This is a genomic window from Shimia sp. R11_0, from assembly GCF_017744035.1.
In the GTDB taxonomy this organism is placed as follows: Bacteria; Pseudomonadota; Alphaproteobacteria; order Rhodobacterales; family Rhodobacteraceae; genus Shimia; species Shimia marina.
The window spans coordinates 213,938-231,021 of sequence record NZ_JAGHQY010000001.1 but is presented as its reverse complement, the minus strand read 5'-3'; the positions used below and the strand labels follow the sequence as shown (position 1 = coordinate 231,021).

11 protein-coding genes are annotated in these 17,084 nt (G+C 55.8%); 4 read left to right on the top strand and 7 right to left on the bottom strand.

Features of this window, described 5'->3' with window-relative positions; genetic code table 11:
• Positions 1 to 14 precede the first annotated feature (14 nt).
• Positions 15 to 1,463: a mannose-1-phosphate guanylyltransferase/mannose-6-phosphate isomerase gene (locus J7382_RS00980; RefSeq protein ID WP_209066507.1), complete on the top strand. Its 1,449-nt coding sequence runs from the start codon at positions 15 to 17 to the stop codon at positions 1,461 to 1,463.
• Positions 1,464 to 1,495: 32 nt separating this feature from the next.
• Here J7382_RS00980 and J7382_RS00975 read toward each other — a convergent pair whose 3' ends face one another.
• The 6 genes from J7382_RS00975 to J7382_RS00950 form a co-directional block, all read right to left on the bottom strand.
• Positions 1,496 to 2,881: a DUF2793 domain-containing protein gene (locus tag J7382_RS00975; RefSeq protein ID WP_209066505.1), complete on the bottom strand. Its 1,386-nt coding sequence runs from the start codon at positions 2,879 to 2,881 to the stop codon at positions 1,496 to 1,498.
• 120 nt (positions 2,882 to 3,001) lie between these two features.
• The gene (locus J7382_RS00970) at positions 3,002 to 3,556 is read right to left on the bottom strand and encodes a hypothetical protein (protein ID WP_209066503.1); all 555 of its coding nucleotides are present in this window, start codon (positions 3,554 to 3,556) and stop codon (positions 3,002 to 3,004) included.
• A gap of 172 nt (positions 3,557 to 3,728) precedes the next feature.
• A complete protein-coding gene (locus tag J7382_RS00965; protein WP_209066501.1) occupies positions 3,729 to 6,350 on the bottom strand; it encodes a calcium-binding protein in 2,622 nt (873 codons plus the stop codon).
• Between the two features lie 298 nt (positions 6,351 to 6,648).
• Positions 6,649 to 9,324 (bottom strand): calcium-binding protein, encoded by a 2,676-nt coding sequence (locus J7382_RS00960; RefSeq protein WP_209066499.1) that lies wholly within the window; start codon positions 9,322 to 9,324, stop codon positions 6,649 to 6,651.
• A gap of 207 nt (positions 9,325 to 9,531) precedes the next feature.
• Entirely contained in the window at positions 9,532 to 11,742 is a 2,211-nt protein-coding gene (locus J7382_RS00955; RefSeq protein ID WP_209066498.1) for a M10 family metallopeptidase C-terminal domain-containing protein, read from the bottom strand.
• Positions 11,743 to 11,868: 126 nt separating this feature from the next.
• Positions 11,869 to 12,231, bottom strand: coding sequence for a hypothetical protein (locus J7382_RS00950; RefSeq protein WP_209066497.1), 363 nt, complete (start codon positions 12,229 to 12,231; stop codon positions 11,869 to 11,871).
• Between the two features lie 573 nt (positions 12,232 to 12,804).
• On the opposite strand from J7382_RS00950, the gene J7382_RS00945 reads away from it, so the two are divergent.
• The 3 genes from J7382_RS00945 to J7382_RS00935 all read left to right on the top strand — a co-directional run bounded on the left by J7382_RS00945 (position 12,805) and on the right by J7382_RS00935 (position 16,496).
• Positions 12,805 to 14,646: an ABC transporter ATP-binding protein gene (locus tag J7382_RS00945; protein WP_209066496.1), complete on the top strand. Its 1,842-nt coding sequence runs from the start codon at positions 12,805 to 12,807 to the stop codon at positions 14,644 to 14,646.
• Positions 14,647 to 14,694: 48 nt separating this feature from the next.
• Positions 14,695 to 15,909: a class I SAM-dependent RNA methyltransferase gene (locus J7382_RS00940; protein WP_209066495.1), complete on the top strand. Its 1,215-nt coding sequence runs from the start codon at positions 14,695 to 14,697 to the stop codon at positions 15,907 to 15,909.
• 92 nt (positions 15,910 to 16,001) lie between these two features.
• Positions 16,002 to 16,496, top strand: a complete 495-nt coding sequence (locus J7382_RS00935) for a L,D-transpeptidase family protein (RefSeq protein WP_209066494.1) — start codon at positions 16,002 to 16,004, stop codon at positions 16,494 to 16,496.
• On the opposite strand, the gene J7382_RS00930 is transcribed toward J7382_RS00935, so the two are convergent.
• Complete coding sequence (locus J7382_RS00930) at positions 16,493 to 17,020, bottom strand: CAP domain-containing protein (protein ID WP_209066492.1); 528 nt, start codon at positions 17,018 to 17,020, stop codon at positions 16,493 to 16,495. The genes J7382_RS00935 and J7382_RS00930 overlap by 4 nt on opposite strands.
• Positions 17,021 to 17,084: the final 64 nt, after the last annotated feature.

Genomic DNA, 17,084 nt, shown 5'->3' with positions numbered 1-17,084 from the left:
AGGACAATTTTAGTATGTCACAGATCATTCATCCCCTGTTGCTTTGCGGTGGTTCCGGCACACGTCTCTGGCCGCTCAGCCGCAAGAGCTACCCCAAACAATTTGCCCAGCTCACCGGCGAAGACAGCCTGTTTCAAGCCTCGGCGGAGCGCCTGTCTGGCCCCGGTTTTGCCGCCCCTCTGGTGATCACCGGGTCCGACTTCCGGTTTATCGTGATTGAACAGCTGGCGGCGAAATCCATTGCCGCCTCTGCGACCTTGATTGAGCCCGAGGGCCGCAACACCGCGCCAGCCATCCTCGCGGCTGCTCTGGTGCTGGAGGCCCGCGAGGCGGGGGCTCTGATGCTGGTGGCCCCGTCTGACCACGTGATCCCCGACAGCACCCGGTTCCGCGATGCGGTTCAGGCCGCCGCCGAAACCGCCGCCAGCGGTCAGCTGGTAACCTTTGGTATCAAACCAGATCGTGCCGAAACCGGTTATGGCTGGCTGGAGCTGAGTCAGAGCCCGGAGGCCGATTTTGCCCCGGTGGCACAACCGCTTAAGAGCTTTGTGGAAAAGCCTGACGCCGCCAAAGCCGAAACCTTGCTTGCCGGGGGGCAGCACCTTTGGAATGCCGGGATCTTCCTCTTTGCCACGGATGCGCTGATTGCGGCTTTTGAGGCCCATGCACCTGAGATGCTGGCGCAGGCCCGCGCAGCAGTGGACGCCGCCGAAGAAGATCTCAGCTTCACCCGTCTGGATCCAGAGGCATGGAGTCAGATGGAGGATATCTCCATCGACTACGCTGTCATGGAGAAAGCCGATAATCTCTCTGTGGTGCCTTACGGCGGTGCATGGTCTGATCTGGGCGGCTGGGATGCGGTCTGGATGGAAAGTGGCCCGGATGACAACGGCGTTGTGCTCAGCGGTCCGGCCACCTCGATTGAATGTGAAAACACCCTTCTGCGCGCCGAAGACAGCAGCCAGCAGCTGGTGGGCATTGGTCTTGAGGATGTGATCGCCGTGGCCATGCCCGATGCCGTTCTTGTCGCCCACAAAGACCGGGCGCAGGACGTGAAGAAGGCGGTTTCTGCGCTGAAGGAAAAAGGCGCGGCGCAGGCGGAAATTTTGCCGCGCGATTTCCGCCCTTGGGGCTGGTTTGAAAGCCTCGTGGTTGGTGACCGCTTTCAGGTGAAGCGCATTCATGTGCATCCGGGTGCGGCCTTGAGCCTGCAAAGCCACCACCACCGTGCGGAGCACTGGATTGTGGTTGAGGGCACGGCCAAGGTTACCGTGGACGATGAAATCAAACTGGTCAGTGAAAATCAGTCTGTCTACATCCCGCTGGGGGCTGTGCACCGCATGGAGAACCCGGGCAAAGTACCCATGGTGCTGATCGAAGTGCAGACCGGCAGCTACCTCGGCGAAGATGACATCATCCGCTACGAAGATGTCTATGCCCGCGGGCAGGGTGCCAAAGGCTAAACTGCCTTTGCATAAGCGTGTAGTAAGGCGGCCTATTCTGGGTCGCCTTTTTCACTGTCGGGCGTCGGATTATTTGAAAATCTCAGGTCAATCCAACGCGCGGCAGGGATGTCCTTGGCAGCACCAGCCACCCAAGCGCCCTCCCAACGCACCGCACTTGTATGAATGTCCAGACAGCGCAACGTGGCGTCATACCGGGTTTGTACAAAGACCAGACGATTGCCATTGGCATCTTGCGGCACCTCAATTTGCCAGCCGACCCCCGCCAGGGGGGGAACATTGCGCAGCTGGTAGTGACCCACATCGGGTTTCTCAAAAGTTGCCTCCAGCGGGTCTGCCGGGGCCTCAATGCCGGTGTCAGACAGGCGCAGAATTGGGCTGGCTTCTTTCAGAAAACCATTGGCATCCACGGTTGTGTTTCTATTCTGCCAGATCCGTGACCAGCTATTCCACCCGTCTGCGGCCCGGGCACGAAAATAGACATCTCCCAAATGGCTGATGGCCATCTGCAACATTCCACCAAAGCTGGAACTGGGAATGCGTGTGAAATGGATCATCATTCCAGCACCGCTGGGTGCGCCAATTGTGGCGGAACCATAGCGCCAGAACCCTTGGATCTGAAGATCATCTAATGAATCTTCGGGCGGCAGCGCAGCGCTTTGATCATGCAGACCAAGGCCAAAGGCCCCGACAGTCATCAAACGCTCTGCTGTGGTGTCTGAGGGGGTGTCCTGTACCGCAGATCCTGTGATGCTGCCCGTAACACTCAGGCCGCTTGGCGCCTGCACCTGCCCATTGGTCGGGTCAAATCGCAGGCCGGTTTTCCAGTTTGTGCCATCGGCGCTCACTTTGATGGCAAACGCATCGTCCCCAGTGGTGCCCATTTCGGCCCGACCGGACCAGCCGGTCTGAAACAGCAGAGAGGCCGTGTCCTCGGTCAGAGCTTTGTTGAGTTTGAGCTGGTGCCCGCCGCCCTCTGGCGCATGGCTGAACAGGCTGGCGGCGGCGGCCAGAGACAGGCGATTGGTTGCATCAAAGCTTGTCTTGATGCCCAAACCTTCCAGATTGTCGGTGTGCGGGGGCAGGGGCTGCCAGCTGTTGCCCGCCCAAAGCAGCAGGGTGTTCGACCCACGGCTCAGCGCGCGACAGCCAGCCACCAGAGGTGTGAATTGCCAGAATTCACCGTCCCGTATGGCCAGCGAATGCGGTTGGCCCGCCCAATCGCCGGTCGGTGCCGCGCCGGTTGCCCAGATCTGCCCGTCCTCCGGGGCCACAGGCGGTGTATCAGCGTCAAATCCCTCAATCACAAGCTGGACCCAAAGATCCAGCAGACGCAGCGCTTCGTTATGGGTGACGTGTTTTTGAGCCTGGCTTGCTGCGAGAAAGGGCAGGGACAGGCGCGCGGAGGTCTCGGACATGGCTTTCTTCCCAAAGATGTGGACTCTGGGCCCAGATCATTGAGTGCCTTGTTTGCCATTCTCAAAAGGCTCCGTGCGCCCAAAACCTGATACAGGCAACACATGGGTGCATCGGGCAGATTAGTCTTCAGCCGCATCCGTTTTGGCGGGAGAGAAGAACACGCTGAGATCTTCCAACGCCAATTCAAAATCTTGCGTTGGCAGGTTGATGACAAGCGTATGAAACGCCTTCCCACCAGCGGCAAAAGCGCTGTCAGACAGGCGATTGAGCGCGACCGAGACACGCTTGCCCTTGTTCAGGACCAGCTCTTCATCAAAAATCGTGTCCTCTGTTTCTCCATCACGCACGCTGCGGATGAACAGCGGCAGCGTCTTTGCGCCGGTCCCGCTCATACTGGCCACAACGCCCAGCACCGTATCCGCGGAAATCTCTGCCTCGTCGAGCACCAGATTGAGGGTCAACCACCGTGGTGTCCCTTTGACACTACCGTCAATGCGCATAAGCATATTTGGTCTCGGGCGACTTAGGGTAAAAGTGATGTCGCAGTCTTTGGTGTCCCAACTAAAGTAAATGCCGGGGATCAAAGGCTCTCCCGATTGCGCAGTGTTTGGCAAATCGGTTTTGCGCAGCGTTCCAATTTTCTTTGCGATGAGTTTTTCAAGAGGGGTCGACACGCGGATATCCTTGCAAAAAATCTATGGATCAATGCCGTCAGGTATGCCGCGAAACCCTGGACGTGTCGAGCATCTGATAAGCTTGGTTCAGGTATAAAAGCACTGTTGCACAAAGAAAAACCGGCCGTCGCAAAGAACGGCCGGTTGGCTGAGCGCCTATGCGCTTCTGCTTTTAAATGATGTCAATCAACCAATGCTGGAAGAAGCCCGCATCGCCATCAAGAGTGAGCGTTTGACCGCCGTCAAAGGTCAGAACAAAGTCCCCGCCCACATTGCTGCCAAAGTTGGACAAGACCTCGCTTGCCGTCAGTGCGCCATGGGATCCGGTCCACAATGCATCATCCAGTTGCAGACGGTCTCCTGTTCCGGGCGTCAGATCAAACAGCGTATTGGAACTGCCCGCATCGGTACCGAAGACAAAAGTATCGGCACCCAAACCGCCAGTGGCTTGATCACTACCCGGACCAAATTCGATCCGGTCGTTGCCGCCACCACCCGTCATGGTGTCATCACCCCAACCACCATTCAGCGTGTCATGGCCAAAGCCACCGTTCAGGTCATCATGGCCGCTGCCGCCACTGATGTTGTCACGGCTTCCGCCGCCGTCGAGCACGTCATTTCCACCGCCGCCCAAAATGGTGTCGTTGCCACCTTCACCGTAGATGGTGTCGTTGTTGCTACCTCCATCCAGATAGTCGCTCCATCCGCCACCATTGATGAAGTCATCACCAAGGCCACCGGTGATCGAGTCGATACCGTTTTCACCCAAGATGCTGTCTGCGCCATCTTCGCCTTCAATGGTATCGTTGTTGTTGCCGCCGCGAATGGTGTCGTCCCCGTCCCCACCTCTTAGAGAGTCGTTGCCGTTGCCACCAAAGAGACGGTCGTCATCGTCGCCGCCGGAGGCCGTGTCATCACCATTGCCGCCAAACAGAACGTCATTGCCATTGCCGCCCCAAAGTTGGTCATTGCCGCTGTTGCCACCAAGGCTATCGTTGCCGTTGCCGCCAAAAATCGTGTCTTGCCCGGCATTTGCAAACAGTCGGTCAAACCCGCCTCCACCTTCAAGCAGGTCGTCACCAAAACCGGAAATCAGCACATTGCCTGCGTTGTTGCCGGTCAGGTGAGTATCATTGCCGCCAATCACGGTGACGTTCTCAACATTGACCAGCGTGTCGCGCAGGTTGGGGTTGCCGACCACGCCACTGTCGCCGGTGTCCAGATTCACTTCCACCACGGCATTGGGGTCGAGGCCAAAGTTAGACAGCCGGATTTCGACCAGGTCGATCCCCTCGCCACCATCGAAATAGTCCGTACCGCTGCCCATGCGCCAGATGTCATTGCCGGCTCCGCCATACATCCTGTCATCGCCCAGACCACCAAGGAACAGATCGTTTCCGTCCCCGCCGTCAAGCGTGTCATTGCCTGAGAAGCCGTTCATGGTGTCATTGCCGCCGCGGCCTTCAAAGCGGTTGTCAGACCCGTTGCCCAGCATGCGGTCATTGCCCTCACGAGAGCCACGCACCTCTTCGACATTGCTGATTGAATGATTGAACGCCAATCCATCCCACATGCCGGTTGCCGTGCCGGCAAACAGGTTAAACTCGACGGATTCTACGCCACGACGGTCATAGCGCAGCACGTCCCAGCCACCGCCTGCGTCCAGACTGTCGGTGCCCGCCCCAAGGATGAAACGTTCGTTGCGATCACTGCCGACAACGGTGTCGTTGTTGTTATCCGTCTCAATTTCAATCCGTGCGTCGGAGTTTGCGTCATGGTTGATGGTGTCAGTACCGCCAAGACCATCTTGAATAACACCGGTGTTGAGGTTCACGTTCACACCGGTAGTGCCATCATAAAACGCGAGGCGAACAATACTACCATCGGTGATGTTGAAGGTATCGTCCCCTTCACCCCCAAACAGTCCAATCCAGGTGCGATCGTCCAGATTGATGTTGAACACATCATTTGATGCGGTGCCATCAAACCATACGCCGTCCCCGGTGTCGTAGTTCACGGCCCGGAACAGATCGATATAGGTGTCGGTGCCAAGTCCGCCTTTGTCCACGGAGGCTGCAGCCCATTCTGCATCGATATTGACCGTGATCGGCCCGGCCAGATCTTCGTAGTTGAAATAGTAGAAGCTGCCGTCAGTACTACCGGTCAGCACAATGTAATCGTCTCCTGCAGAAGCGACCACGGAGTCTTCGCCGTCATTGCGACCCGTGTAGATCAGATCGTTTCCGGCCGTGCCACTCAGCTCATCTGAACTGTCAGTGCCCAGAATTTGGTTATCTGCGAGCGTGGTGGTGTTGGGCAGGCTTGCAAAAGGAATATTGGCGCCCGGAGCAAAGGGTCCGCTGGTGATGGCACCCACGTTGGTGATTGTATTTTCGAAAGCCTCGAAATCTGCAATGCTTGCAATTGAGGGCAATGGCGTGCCCCCAAGACGCACAACGATGGAAACATCTTCATCGTCGCCAATGAACTCAAGCACCATGACCTGCGTGGTGTTGCCCGCGCCCCAGGACACTTCACCGATAAACGCTTCCAGCGTGGTGTCCGTTGTGAACTCATCAAAACTGATGCCGCTGATCGCAGTCAGGAGGTCATTGGAGTTGATATCCACCTCTGGCAAGTCGCCGGGGTTTGGGTTGAGCACTGTGTAGGAGAAGCTTGTCTGGCTGTCAGGAACCGCCACGGTCAGATCGAGCGCGTTGAAGCCAGTGATCGGGTCACCCTGTGTGGTTGCGTCTCTGACAATAACATAGCTCGAGATACGATGGATGGTCATGAATGCCCCCTAGTAAAGTTCTAATAAAATCTTAACCAACCTATAAGGCATATTACCGTTACGGCAATCCATTCTCAGCGCAACAATGGGTATAATCCAGTCAGTACACTGAAACAAAAAGCTATTTTCTTTGGGGGAAACGCCACTTTTGACAGGCAGGAGCGGTAGCATAGACCGCGCTGAGTGCAGAAAATCCACGAGTCAACACGCCGCAAATGGGCTCGCGAAGCCTATGAATTGGCAGGGCGCAAAAGGATCGGCGCGGCTCATGCGCCGCCGCGCCAGAAACGTCAACAGGTCAAACGATGTCAATCAACTCAAAATGATCAAAGCTGCGATAATACTCTAGCGTGAGCACATTGCCGCTGCCGAAATCCAAAGTAAACTCTCCCCATCCGACAGAAGAAGCGCTGCCAAAAATGGTGATCACCTGCTCTGCGGTCAGCGTGCCATAGGTGTCGCGCCAAAGCGCATCATCCAGTTCCAGCCGATCACCCTCTGAGATGGTGAAATCCTGGATCCGGTTTGAGGCACCGCCGCCGCGTCCAAAGACAAAAACATCGGCCCCTGATCCGCCAAAGGCCGCGTCATTGCCAGGCCCCATTACCAGGCGATCATTGCCCCCGCCGCCGGAAATGAAGTCATCTCCAATTCCGCCAAACAGCGTGTCATTACCGCTTTCCCCAAACAGGGAATCTGCGCCTGTACCGCCGTAAAGCGCGTCGTTTTGGCGACCGCCGTAGAGGGTATCATTGCCCGTGCCACCAAACAGGCTGTCATTCCCCAGGCCTCCGTTCATCTGGTCATTGCCGGTGCCTCCGTTGAGTTGATCGCCCCAGCCACCGCCATTGAGATAGTCGTCGCCGTCCCCCCCGTTCAGCGTGTCTTGGCCATTTTCGCCAAGCAGGTCGTCATCCCCATCCTCTCCTTCGATCAGATCATTCCCGCGGCCACCGCGTAGGATGTCATATTCAGCCCCACCGCGCAGAACGTCATGGCCATCTCCGCCATAAAGAGAGTCCGTTTCACTGCCGCCATTCAGGGTATCGTTTCCGATCCCGCCATAAAGCCGGTCATTGCCCTGACCACCGGCGAGTGTGTCATTGCCTGCCCCTCCAAACAAGCGATCCTGACCGGCGCCGCCCCAAAGGGCATCATTGCCATTCATGCCGCCAATCGTGTCGTTGCCCGCATCTCCCATGACGGTGTCATTGCCGTTGTTTGCCCAGATCCGGTCAAACCCGCCGCCGCCACGCACCGAGTCATTGCCAGAGCCCGTGGACACGATGTTGCCGGTGTAGTCCCCAAAGACAAAAACGTCGTTTGATCCATGAAATCGGATATTTTCCACCGATGTCAGCGCGGCTCCATGAGAGGAGGCCCCCATTTGAATGCCACCGTTGAGCCCAATCACGGCTTGCACCACATCGGTGGCGCCCATGCCGAAGTTGTCCATTTCGACAATCACAAGGTCTGTCCCGGCACCGCCGTCAAACATGTCCAACCCCCGGCCCATCTGCCAGGTGTCATTGCCGGCGTCGCCAAACATGCTGTCATCCCCGTTTGATCCGACAAACAGGTCATTGCCATCCCCACCGATCAGCGTGTCATCACCCCCGGCGCCAAAGAGCGTGTCATTGCCAGCAAAACCCTCAAGACGGTTGTTGTTCGCATCACCAGCCAGCCTGCTGCCATGTGTGAGGCTGCCAGCAACATCTTCGATTCCGCCGAGAGTGAGGGAAAACGACTGACCAAAATACTGCCCGGTCGCAATGCCCGTGGTCAGATTGACAAAGAGATCTGATACATCTGCGGAGTTCGCCAGCAGGCTGTCGCGCCCGCCCCATCCGCGCAAAGTGTCGTTGCCTCCACTCACCACGAAACCCTCGTCACGCGCGCTTCCCGTGATGTTGTCTGCGTAGCGTGATCCCAAAACACTCAGGGTTACGCTATGACCGGCAGAGAAGTTGACCCGGTCTGTGCCGCCATCCCCGTCCTGTATCACGCCCGTGTTCAAACGAGCTGTGATCCCGAAAAGCGCCTGCCCATACTCCAGCGTAATGGTGCCGCTGCCGGAAAGGTTGAAGACATCATCGCCCCTCCGCCCGCCCAAAGACAGCCATGAGGCTGCGTTGAGGTTGATGTTGAACACATCATCAAACCGGGTGCCATCAACCATGGCCCGATTGCCATGACCTGTGTCCATCGCCCGAAAAAAATCGATCAGATTCTGCGATATGGTCGGGCTCAAATCCACGGTCGAGTGCTGTTCCGCCTGATCTAAGTTGACGGTGATACCTGCTGCCAGTCGGCTGTACTCAAGCCAGGAAAACGTCCCATCTTCGGTATTCACATAGGAAATCACGTCGTTGCCAAAGCTGCCAAGAACATGTGTCCCATCCGCAAGGATCATATCATCCCGGCCGGTCCCTTCCAACGTGGTGACGCCGGGTTGGTTGGTGATATGGGTCGTATCATGCCTGTCTAAATATGGCAGATCGTCATAAAGGATCTGCGTCAAAGGGGCGAAAGGTCCGCTGTTAATCGCATCTCGACTGGTGATAGAGCTTTCAAAAGCGATCCAATCGGCCACAGATGTGATATCCGGCAAAGGGGCGCCGCCCAAGTATATGTAAGTGCTTGTGAGAGTCGCGCCCTGTCTAGCCTCGTAGACTAAGACTTGCGATGTGCCGCCCGACCAGGTGATTTCGCCCAGCCGTGGCTGGACATAGGACGCCCCGTTTTCTCTGATGTCGTCGGAAGACTGACTGCCAAACGCGATAAACTCTGTAACGCTTTCTGGAGAAATGAAGGGCAGCTCTCCGGGGGACGGGTTGGTCGGTAAATAGACGATGTAATCGCGCCCCTCCGACAATCCAAATGTCACTTCGGTCGTCTCAACCGACCGCACTGGGTTCCTGGTGGAAATAAGGTTCTCGGTCACCGTAAAGCCGGCGAAAACATATACAGTCATACTCAAACTCAAAGTTTTGAAAAAATATGAGCAATACCTAAGCGTGTCTTCGCGATCGGAGCAAATTGAATTTGGAGACGGAGGCTTTTTTCAGCCCAGGGTAGAATTGAGGGCTGCTTAAAAGTCAGGTTTTCCGTAGATTTTCGTCGAAAAAGGAGCGATCTCGGGTGAGGTCGCTCCTTTTTGTAGAGGTAAACAGATGCTGTCTTAGAAAATGTCCAGAGCGCTTTCCAGACCAACAGTTGTGCCCAGACCGCTCAGGGTGATCGACTGCCCGCCATCAAAGGTCAGTACAAGATCGCCGTCAACATTGCTGCCAAAAGTGGACAGCACGTCTTCCGCCGTAAGTGCGCCATGTCCACTCAACCAAAGAGCATCATCCAGCCGCAAGCGATCACCTTGTGCTGTGTTGAAGTTGTTGACGATGTTGGAGCTTCCCACAAAGCTGCCAAACACAAATGTGTCCGCACCCCAGCCGCCGTCGCCAATGTCATTGCCGGATCCAAAGATCAGCGTGTCATTGCCGCTGCCGCCATAAAGGGTGTCATTGCCCTCTTCTCCAAGCAGCGTGTCATGCCCGTTGTCGCCATAGAGCAGGTCGTTATCCAAACCACCTAGAAGTTGGTCGTTGTGGTTGCCGCCGCGCAGGCTGTCATCACCGACACCACCGCCCAGCGTGTCATTGCCAACGTCCCCAAGAAGCGTGTCATTGCCTGCGTCGCCTTCCAATACGTCGTTCCAGCCACCACCGAGTAGGGAGTCTGCGCCGCCGCCGCCGTAGAGCGTGTCAAATCCGTTGTCCCCATACAGGGTATCATTGCCGTCGTCGCCAAATACCGTGTCGTTGCCGTTGCCACCACGTACAAAATCGTTGTCGTCGCCGCCCTGCAGGCTGTCATTGCCGTTGCCACCAAACAGGCTGTCATTTCCCTCGCCGCCCTGCGCGGTGTCATTGTCATTGCCGCCAAAGATGCGGTCGTTCCCTGCGCCACCCAGCAGAGAGTCGTTGCCGTCTCCACCGCCCAGAGTGTCTCGCCCGGCCTCGCCCAATACCGTGTCATCACCAGCACCAGCCCAGACTTTGTCCCAGCCACCACCGGCAGAGATATTGTCATTGCCGCCGTTGGCATTCACCACATTTGCAGTCCAGTTGCCGACAATGACGTCATTGCCGTCGCCGGTGGTCAGGCGTTCAATCACCGTGCCGCGTGCGATACCAAGGTTGCCAGTCAGCCCATTGACATCGGAGAATGTGCCAGGGGTCAGGTCAATGCGAGAATCCGTGTTGTAGGGGCGCAGATTCAACAGATCGTTGCCGCCATTGTCCACAATCGTCAGGGCAACGGGACCACCGTTATAAATGGAGGTGTCCCCAGAACCATCCAGTGCAGCAAAGGCATCATCAAGATAGTTGCCCAGATTAGCGCCCGCGCCCCAAACGGTATTGCCATCGGTTCTTGTGGATGCGCCGTAGAGGTTTTGAGCTGCAACAATATCCGCCATCATCGCCGTCAGCAGGCGAGCGTAGCTGGCATCCACTGTCGTGTTTTCGGATTGGCTGAAATAGGACATGATCGACATTTGCCAGCTGTCATTGCTGAAGGTCTCATCCACACCATAGGTGGCAGAGCCATTATAGCCGCCCTGATGGCCAAGCCCGATGGCATGGCCGATTTCATGCACATAGGTCTGGAAAGAATAGCTTCCCAATGTCGTGCCATATGAAGACAGCCATCCAGTACCAACGTTGACACTTGAGGAGGTGATAAAGCCGCCGACGACTGTGGACCGCGCATAGGCCCCGCGAGCCTCGTCATCAAAGGTGATGTCTGCTGCACCGCTGGTTTCCCGGAAATCAAGGTTGGCCACCATCTCCCAGGCTTGGAACGCCCAGCGGGCAAGTTGTTGGCCTTCTGCAGTCAGCCCCGTGATATTGACGGAGATGACGTTGTCAGAGCTAGTGTCCCAATGACGCTCGCTTCCCCAATAGCCTTCGGTGAGGAAGTCGGCCAATTCATCTACTGTGCCGGGGCTTGGTGGTGCGGCGGCTTCGACAGACATCTCATAAGTGCCTTGCCCGCCATCGTTATAAGACCCTGCGGCGATATAATATGTGCCGGTATAATTGGCTGAGAAACGAAGCAGAGATTCTAGCCCTCCCGCGACATCATCGTTTTCATCAATCAGGTTGCCTGATGAATCATAGAGACGCAGATAGGGGTCATTCAACGTGCCGCTGTTTGAAGGTGCACCTGCCAGATTGATTTCGTACCACGTGTCAGCCGTCAATTCGATGGCCACCCAATCCCGATCGCCAACCCGATCAAGCGTGCCGTTGAAGGTGTCGCCTACAGAAATTGTATAGTTGGTGCCAACGCCGGCTACAGCGTCGTTGCCTTCCGTGATCAGAGCCTGCACGGGTCCCTCGCCTGGGTGCCGGTTTGGATCAAATGTCGCTGTTGCTGCACACATAATACACATGATGCATTCATCTCCTTCAAATCACGTCCCGCATACACGGGGGACCTAAATATTCAAACGTGTTCAATTTGTGTCATTTGCCAAGAATTTGGCATTTGCCTTGATCAGTTCATCCGTAAATTGACGATACATTCCTGGTCGGATCGCACTGTCCATCACGGTGAGCTCAACTTCTGGTCCGGAAGACGGCGGTTGCTGTTGTGTGCGCCACTCCAAAGTGCCAATCAGCCGATCATCTGTGGCGTCCCGCATGACCAATGTCACATGCAGGTCTTCAGGCCGGATCGTATCATCACCTGTGCTTTGTTGGACCACGTGCTTCGGTGCCGCCTGCGTCAAAGACGTGATAAGCGCGGGACACAAATGGTCTCCGTGGCCGGGCACATCTGGACAAGATACAACAATCACCGGTTTTGTTTGTGACATGGCTTCTGCCCTCATAGAGAGGTTCATCATTGGGGCACCCAACAGGCTTAAGACAAACGTCATGTGGAATATGGGCTTGTTCACATCATTGCCTTTCAAACTCCCCCGCAAAACGCAGGGAATGTCTTCAACTCAATTGGCCGCCGCATCACAGTTTCGCTAACAAAATGTTAATGAGAGTTTGGCAGAATTATGCAAGTCCGGAAACCCTGCGACATGCGCACGATGGGCGAGTTTTTGCGAGTCAGGTCTTCTCGCCATTGGTGTGTGCCCGCTGCTTGATCAGCGTCATCCGGCAACGGGGGTCGTACGGGCTGTTTTTGATTTTGACAGAGTGAAAACAACACTGCCGCGATACCTCCGGGATACAGACGCAATACTGACGTGCAAAAACGTGGTTAATCAGAGGTTGACTGGCGCGCAACACTGCGCCAGCATGGACACAACTCAAACATGAGAAGGAGTGCAAAATGTTTCGTGGGATCTGGTTTTCATAACCACATCTGACTGCTGTGGCAGCCTGATGTGGCCTGTCATTTCATTTTGCATCTATGACCTTTTTCAGGACTTTCCATGTTCAAGTTTTTCGAGACCCTTGTTGACCCTTATTGCGACTATGATGAAGTCGACGCCCCGCCCACAAAGCTGTGGCCCTTCATGCGTGAATATGCGCGCCCCTTCCGTAAAGTCTTTGTAATTACGGCAATAATCTCTGTTATCGTTGCTGCTGTTGAGATCGGTTTGATCGCCTATATGGGGCGGATTGTAGATCTGTTGTCGGGGGATCCGACGCAGGTCTGGGCCGATCATGCGGGCGAATTCATCGCTGTTGTGCTGTTTGTCTTGTTCCTGCGCCCTGCGCTTCAGGCGCTGGACGTGCTGTTGCTGAACAATACGGTGCTGCCAAACTTCGGCACGCTGATCCGCTGGCGCGCCCATAAACATGTTTTGCGTCAATCGGTTGGCTGGTTTGAGAATGATTTTGCAGGCCGCATTGCCAACCGCATCATGCAGACCCCTCCCGCCGCAGGTGAAGCGGTTTTTCAGGTGTTTGACGCCATCACCTTCTCCATCGCCTATGTGGTTGGCGCAGCGGTGCTTTTGGCGGATGCCGACCCGCGTTTGGTGCTGCCGATGCTGGGGTGGCTGCTGCTCTATGGAGGCCTTGTTCGATGGACGGTCAAACACGTCGGCCCGGCGTCCCAAAAATCCTCTGATGCCCGCTCCCAAGTGACCGGCCGCGTGGTGGATGCCTATACAAATATTCATTCTGTAAAGCTCTTTGCGCACAACAAAAGAGAGCTGGAATACGCGAAGGAAGCCATTGAATTTTCACGTGAAACTTTCCAGCAGGAAATGCGGATCTTCACGCTGATGGATGTGATGCTGGTGACGTTGAACGGCGTGCTGATTGTCAGCGTGGTGGGCTGGTCAATTTGGCTGTGGATGCAGGGGCAGGCCAGCGTTGGTGTGGTCGCTGCCGCAACGGCACTAAGCTTGCGGCTCAACGCCATGACCGGTTGGATCATGTGGGCGCTGACGTCGTTCTTCCGTCAACTTGGCGTGGTTGCCGAAGGTATGGAAACCATTGCGCAACCGATTGATCTTGTGGATGAAAAATCGGCCAAACCGCTAGAGTTCGAATTCGGTGAAATCAAACTTGAGTCGCTGTCACACCACTATGGGCGCGGTAGCGGGGGCTTGGACAAGATCTCTCTCACCATTTCCCCGGGTGAAAAGGTGGGTTTGATCGGGCGTTCTGGTGCCGGTAAATCCACATTGGTGAAACTGCTCTTGCGGTTCTACGATGCTGAAAGCGGTCGTATTCTTATTGATGGTCAGGATGTTAGCGAGATCACACAGGATAGCCTGCGCGATGCCATTGGGATGGTGCAACAGGACAGCTCGTTGCTGCACCGCTCTGTTCGGGACAATCTGCTATACGGTCGGCCGGACGCCAGTGAAGAGGAAATGATCGCCGCCGCGCAAAAGGCGGAAGCACATGATTTCATTCTGGATCTTGAAGATCCGCAGGGCCGCAAAGGTTATGATGCCCACGTTGGGGAGCGCGGTGTGAAACTCTCTGGCGGTCAGCGTCAGCGGATCACTCTGGCACGAGTGATTCTCAAGGATGCGCCGATTCTGCTGCTTGACGAGGCCACCAGCGCGCTCGACAGTGAAGTAGAAGCCGCCATTCAAAGCACGCTTTATGGCATGATGGCTGGCAAAACCGTCATCGCCATTGCACACCGCCTGTCAACAATTGCCGAGATGGATCGGATTTTGGTTTTGGATCAAGGGTCTATCGTAGAGCAGGGCACACACGCCGAGCTTCTGGAACTGGGTGGCCAATACGCCGGGTTCTGGGCACGGCAATCTGGTGGTTTCCTGAATGCAGATGAGGCTGCGGAGTAAAGCCTGTCAGGGTTTGACCTCATGCCCCGCGCCCGCTAGGGGTCGGGCATGAGCCAGATCACCATCCAGCGATTGGGCCTGCACGGCGATGGCATTGCCGACGGTCCACTCTTTGCCCCATTGACCCTCCCTGCCGAAACCATCGAAGGGGAGGTTGAAGGCAATCGTTTGAAAAACATACGGATTGTCGAGCCTTCGGAGCATCGTGTCAAAGCGCCTTGCCGTCACTTTAAATCCTGTGGTGGATGCCAACTGCAACATGCTGCAGATGACTTTTTGGCGGGTTGGAAGGTGGAGATTGTGCGTCAGGCGCTTGCCGCGCAGGGTGTTGAGACAGACTTGAAACCGATCATCACTTCCCCGCCGTGCTCGCGACGGCGTGCCGTGCTTTCTGCCCGGCGGACCAAAAAAGGTGCATTGGTGGGGTTTCATGCGCGAGCATCTGACCTCATCGTTGATGTGCCAGATTGCCAGCTTTTGCACCCGGATATGATGCCGGCTTTGGACATCGTGGCAGAGCTGTGCCAGATCGCAGGCTCCCGTAAGGGTGAAATCAGCGCCACGGTCAGCCTGTCAGAAGCCGGACTTGATCTGGCTGTACGGGGCGGCAAGCCACTGGAGGGTCCGCTTTTGGCGCGTCTCGCTCAGGAGACGGAACGCTTTGGTTTGGCGCGGCTTTCATGGGATGGAGAAGTCATCGCCACACGGACGCCGCCCTATCAGAAGTTTGGGGAAGCCCGTGTTGTCCCCCCTCCCGGCGCTTTCCTTCAGGCCACCAAAGACGGTGAAGTGGCGCTCTTGGCTGCTGTGCAGGAGGCGATCACCGGCGGAAAATCCGGGATCGATCTTTTCGCGGGATGCGGCACCTTCACGTTGCCCATGGCGCGTTATGCTCAGATGCATGGCATTGAGGGGGAAAAAACCATGGTGAGGGCGCTGGATGCAGGCTGGCGTTCTGCGCAAGGGCTTAAGAAGGTCACGGCAGAAGCGCGTGATCTCTTTCGAAATCCAGTGATTGCTGAGGATCTGCGATACGACTTTGCGATCATTGATCCTCCAAGAGCGGGTGCCGAGGCACAGATTGCAGAGTTGGCACGCTCTAAGATCTCTGAAATTGCCTATGTGTCTTGCAACCCAGTGACGTTCGCACGTGATGCAATCACGCTCATAAACGCCGGATACGCTCTGGACTGGGTGCAGACCGTGGATCAATTTCGCTGGTCTTCACATATTGAACTGGCATCACGGTTCGTTCGGCACTAAAGCGCATCACACAGCCGTGAAAGACACGGCTCGGACAGATCTGATAAGCTGCGCGCAGAGGCAGATATAAACATACATCAAGGAATCACGGAATGCGTTGGTTTACCGCATTTTTGATCGCCGTTATGGCGTTCACGCTGGCATCATGTTCCAGTAAATTTATAACGTATAATGGTCCAGAGGTGACGCGCGTTGCAGTCTTCAAGGAAGACCGCAAGATGTATTTGCTGCACCATAAAAAGGTGTTGAAATCCTATGATGTTGATTTGGGTTTTGCACCGCTTGGACATAAGCAGGTCGAGGGGGATGGCCGGACACCGGAGGGCGACTATTTCATTGACCGTCGCAACCCCAACAGCAAGTTTTACCTGTCGATAGGGATTTCTTATCCCAATGCCGCAGACCGGGCCTATGCGGCATCCATCGGCCAACCTCCGGGCGGTGATATCTTCATCCACGGACGCCCAAAGGCGTTTCAGAACGGCAAGGACGACTGGACAGCGGGCTGTATCGCTGTGACGGATAAAGAAATGCGCGAGATATACGCCATGGTCAAAAACGGCACAGTGATCTCAATCTACCCTTAAAACTGAGCGAGTTGGACGTCAGGTTGTGCGCCAATTTGACGTCCCATTACCAGCGTCCACCAAATCTTGCCGTTGTCTTCTTGAAACCAGGCAAACCCCATATCTTGAGCCTCTGGGTCGAGGATCACAGCGCGGGTATCGCTTTGCTCCATCCAGGCTGCTAGCGTTTCGACTTCTGTTTCATATGTTTCACTGATGGTTTCGCCGGTCAAAATACCAGTGTAGCCAACACGGGCCACACGATCGAGCGGAGACGAGCCATCCGATCCAAAGTGCCATGGCCGGTTTTGCAAAGACATGTCACGGGCATGTGTCGCGGCGGCAGCGTTCAGTTGCGCGTTCAATTCAACGGTTTGGGCACCGGAGGCCTGACGAAGGGCATTGATGGAATCCAGTACGCGAAACTGAACGCGCGCAGTGCTGCCTGAAGAGATCTTATACTGTTTAGCGCCCGACGCACCGCCACCTGGGCCACAGGCCACCAAACCAAGAGTTGCCACCAGCAAAAGAGCAATTGCACGCATTTGAATACTGTCCCACCTTTTTGTTGGCCCACTCCTACCCGTCAGACGTTGCCATGAAAACCCA

Excerpts from the sequence above, each read along its gene's own strand:
- J7382_RS00980 (WP_209066507.1), top strand. The coding sequence starts at position 15 with ATGTCACAGATCATTCATCCCCTGTTGCTTTGCGGTGGTTCCGGCACA.
- J7382_RS00975 (WP_209066505.1), bottom strand. The coding sequence starts at position 2,881 with ATGTCCGAGACCTCCGCGCGCCTGTCCCTGCCCTTTCTCGCAGCAAGC.
- J7382_RS00965 (WP_209066501.1), bottom strand. The coding sequence starts at position 6,350 with ATGACCATCCATCGTATCTCGAGCTATGTTATTGTCAGAGACGCAACC.
- J7382_RS00960 (WP_209066499.1), bottom strand. The coding sequence starts at position 9,324 with ATGACTGTATATGTTTTCGCCGGCTTTACGGTGACCGAGAACCTTATT.
- J7382_RS00950 (WP_209066497.1), bottom strand. The coding sequence starts at position 12,231 with ATGTCACAAACAAAACCGGTGATTGTTGTATCTTGTCCAGATGTGCCC.
- J7382_RS00945 (WP_209066496.1), top strand. The coding sequence starts at position 12,805 with ATGTTCAAGTTTTTCGAGACCCTTGTTGACCCTTATTGCGACTATGAT.
- J7382_RS00940 (WP_209066495.1), top strand. The coding sequence starts at position 14,695 with ATGAGCCAGATCACCATCCAGCGATTGGGCCTGCACGGCGATGGCATT.
- J7382_RS00935 (WP_209066494.1), top strand. The coding sequence starts at position 16,002 with ATGCGTTGGTTTACCGCATTTTTGATCGCCGTTATGGCGTTCACGCTG.
- J7382_RS00930 (WP_209066492.1), bottom strand. The coding sequence starts at position 17,020 with ATGCGTGCAATTGCTCTTTTGCTGGTGGCAACTCTTGGTTTGGTGGCC.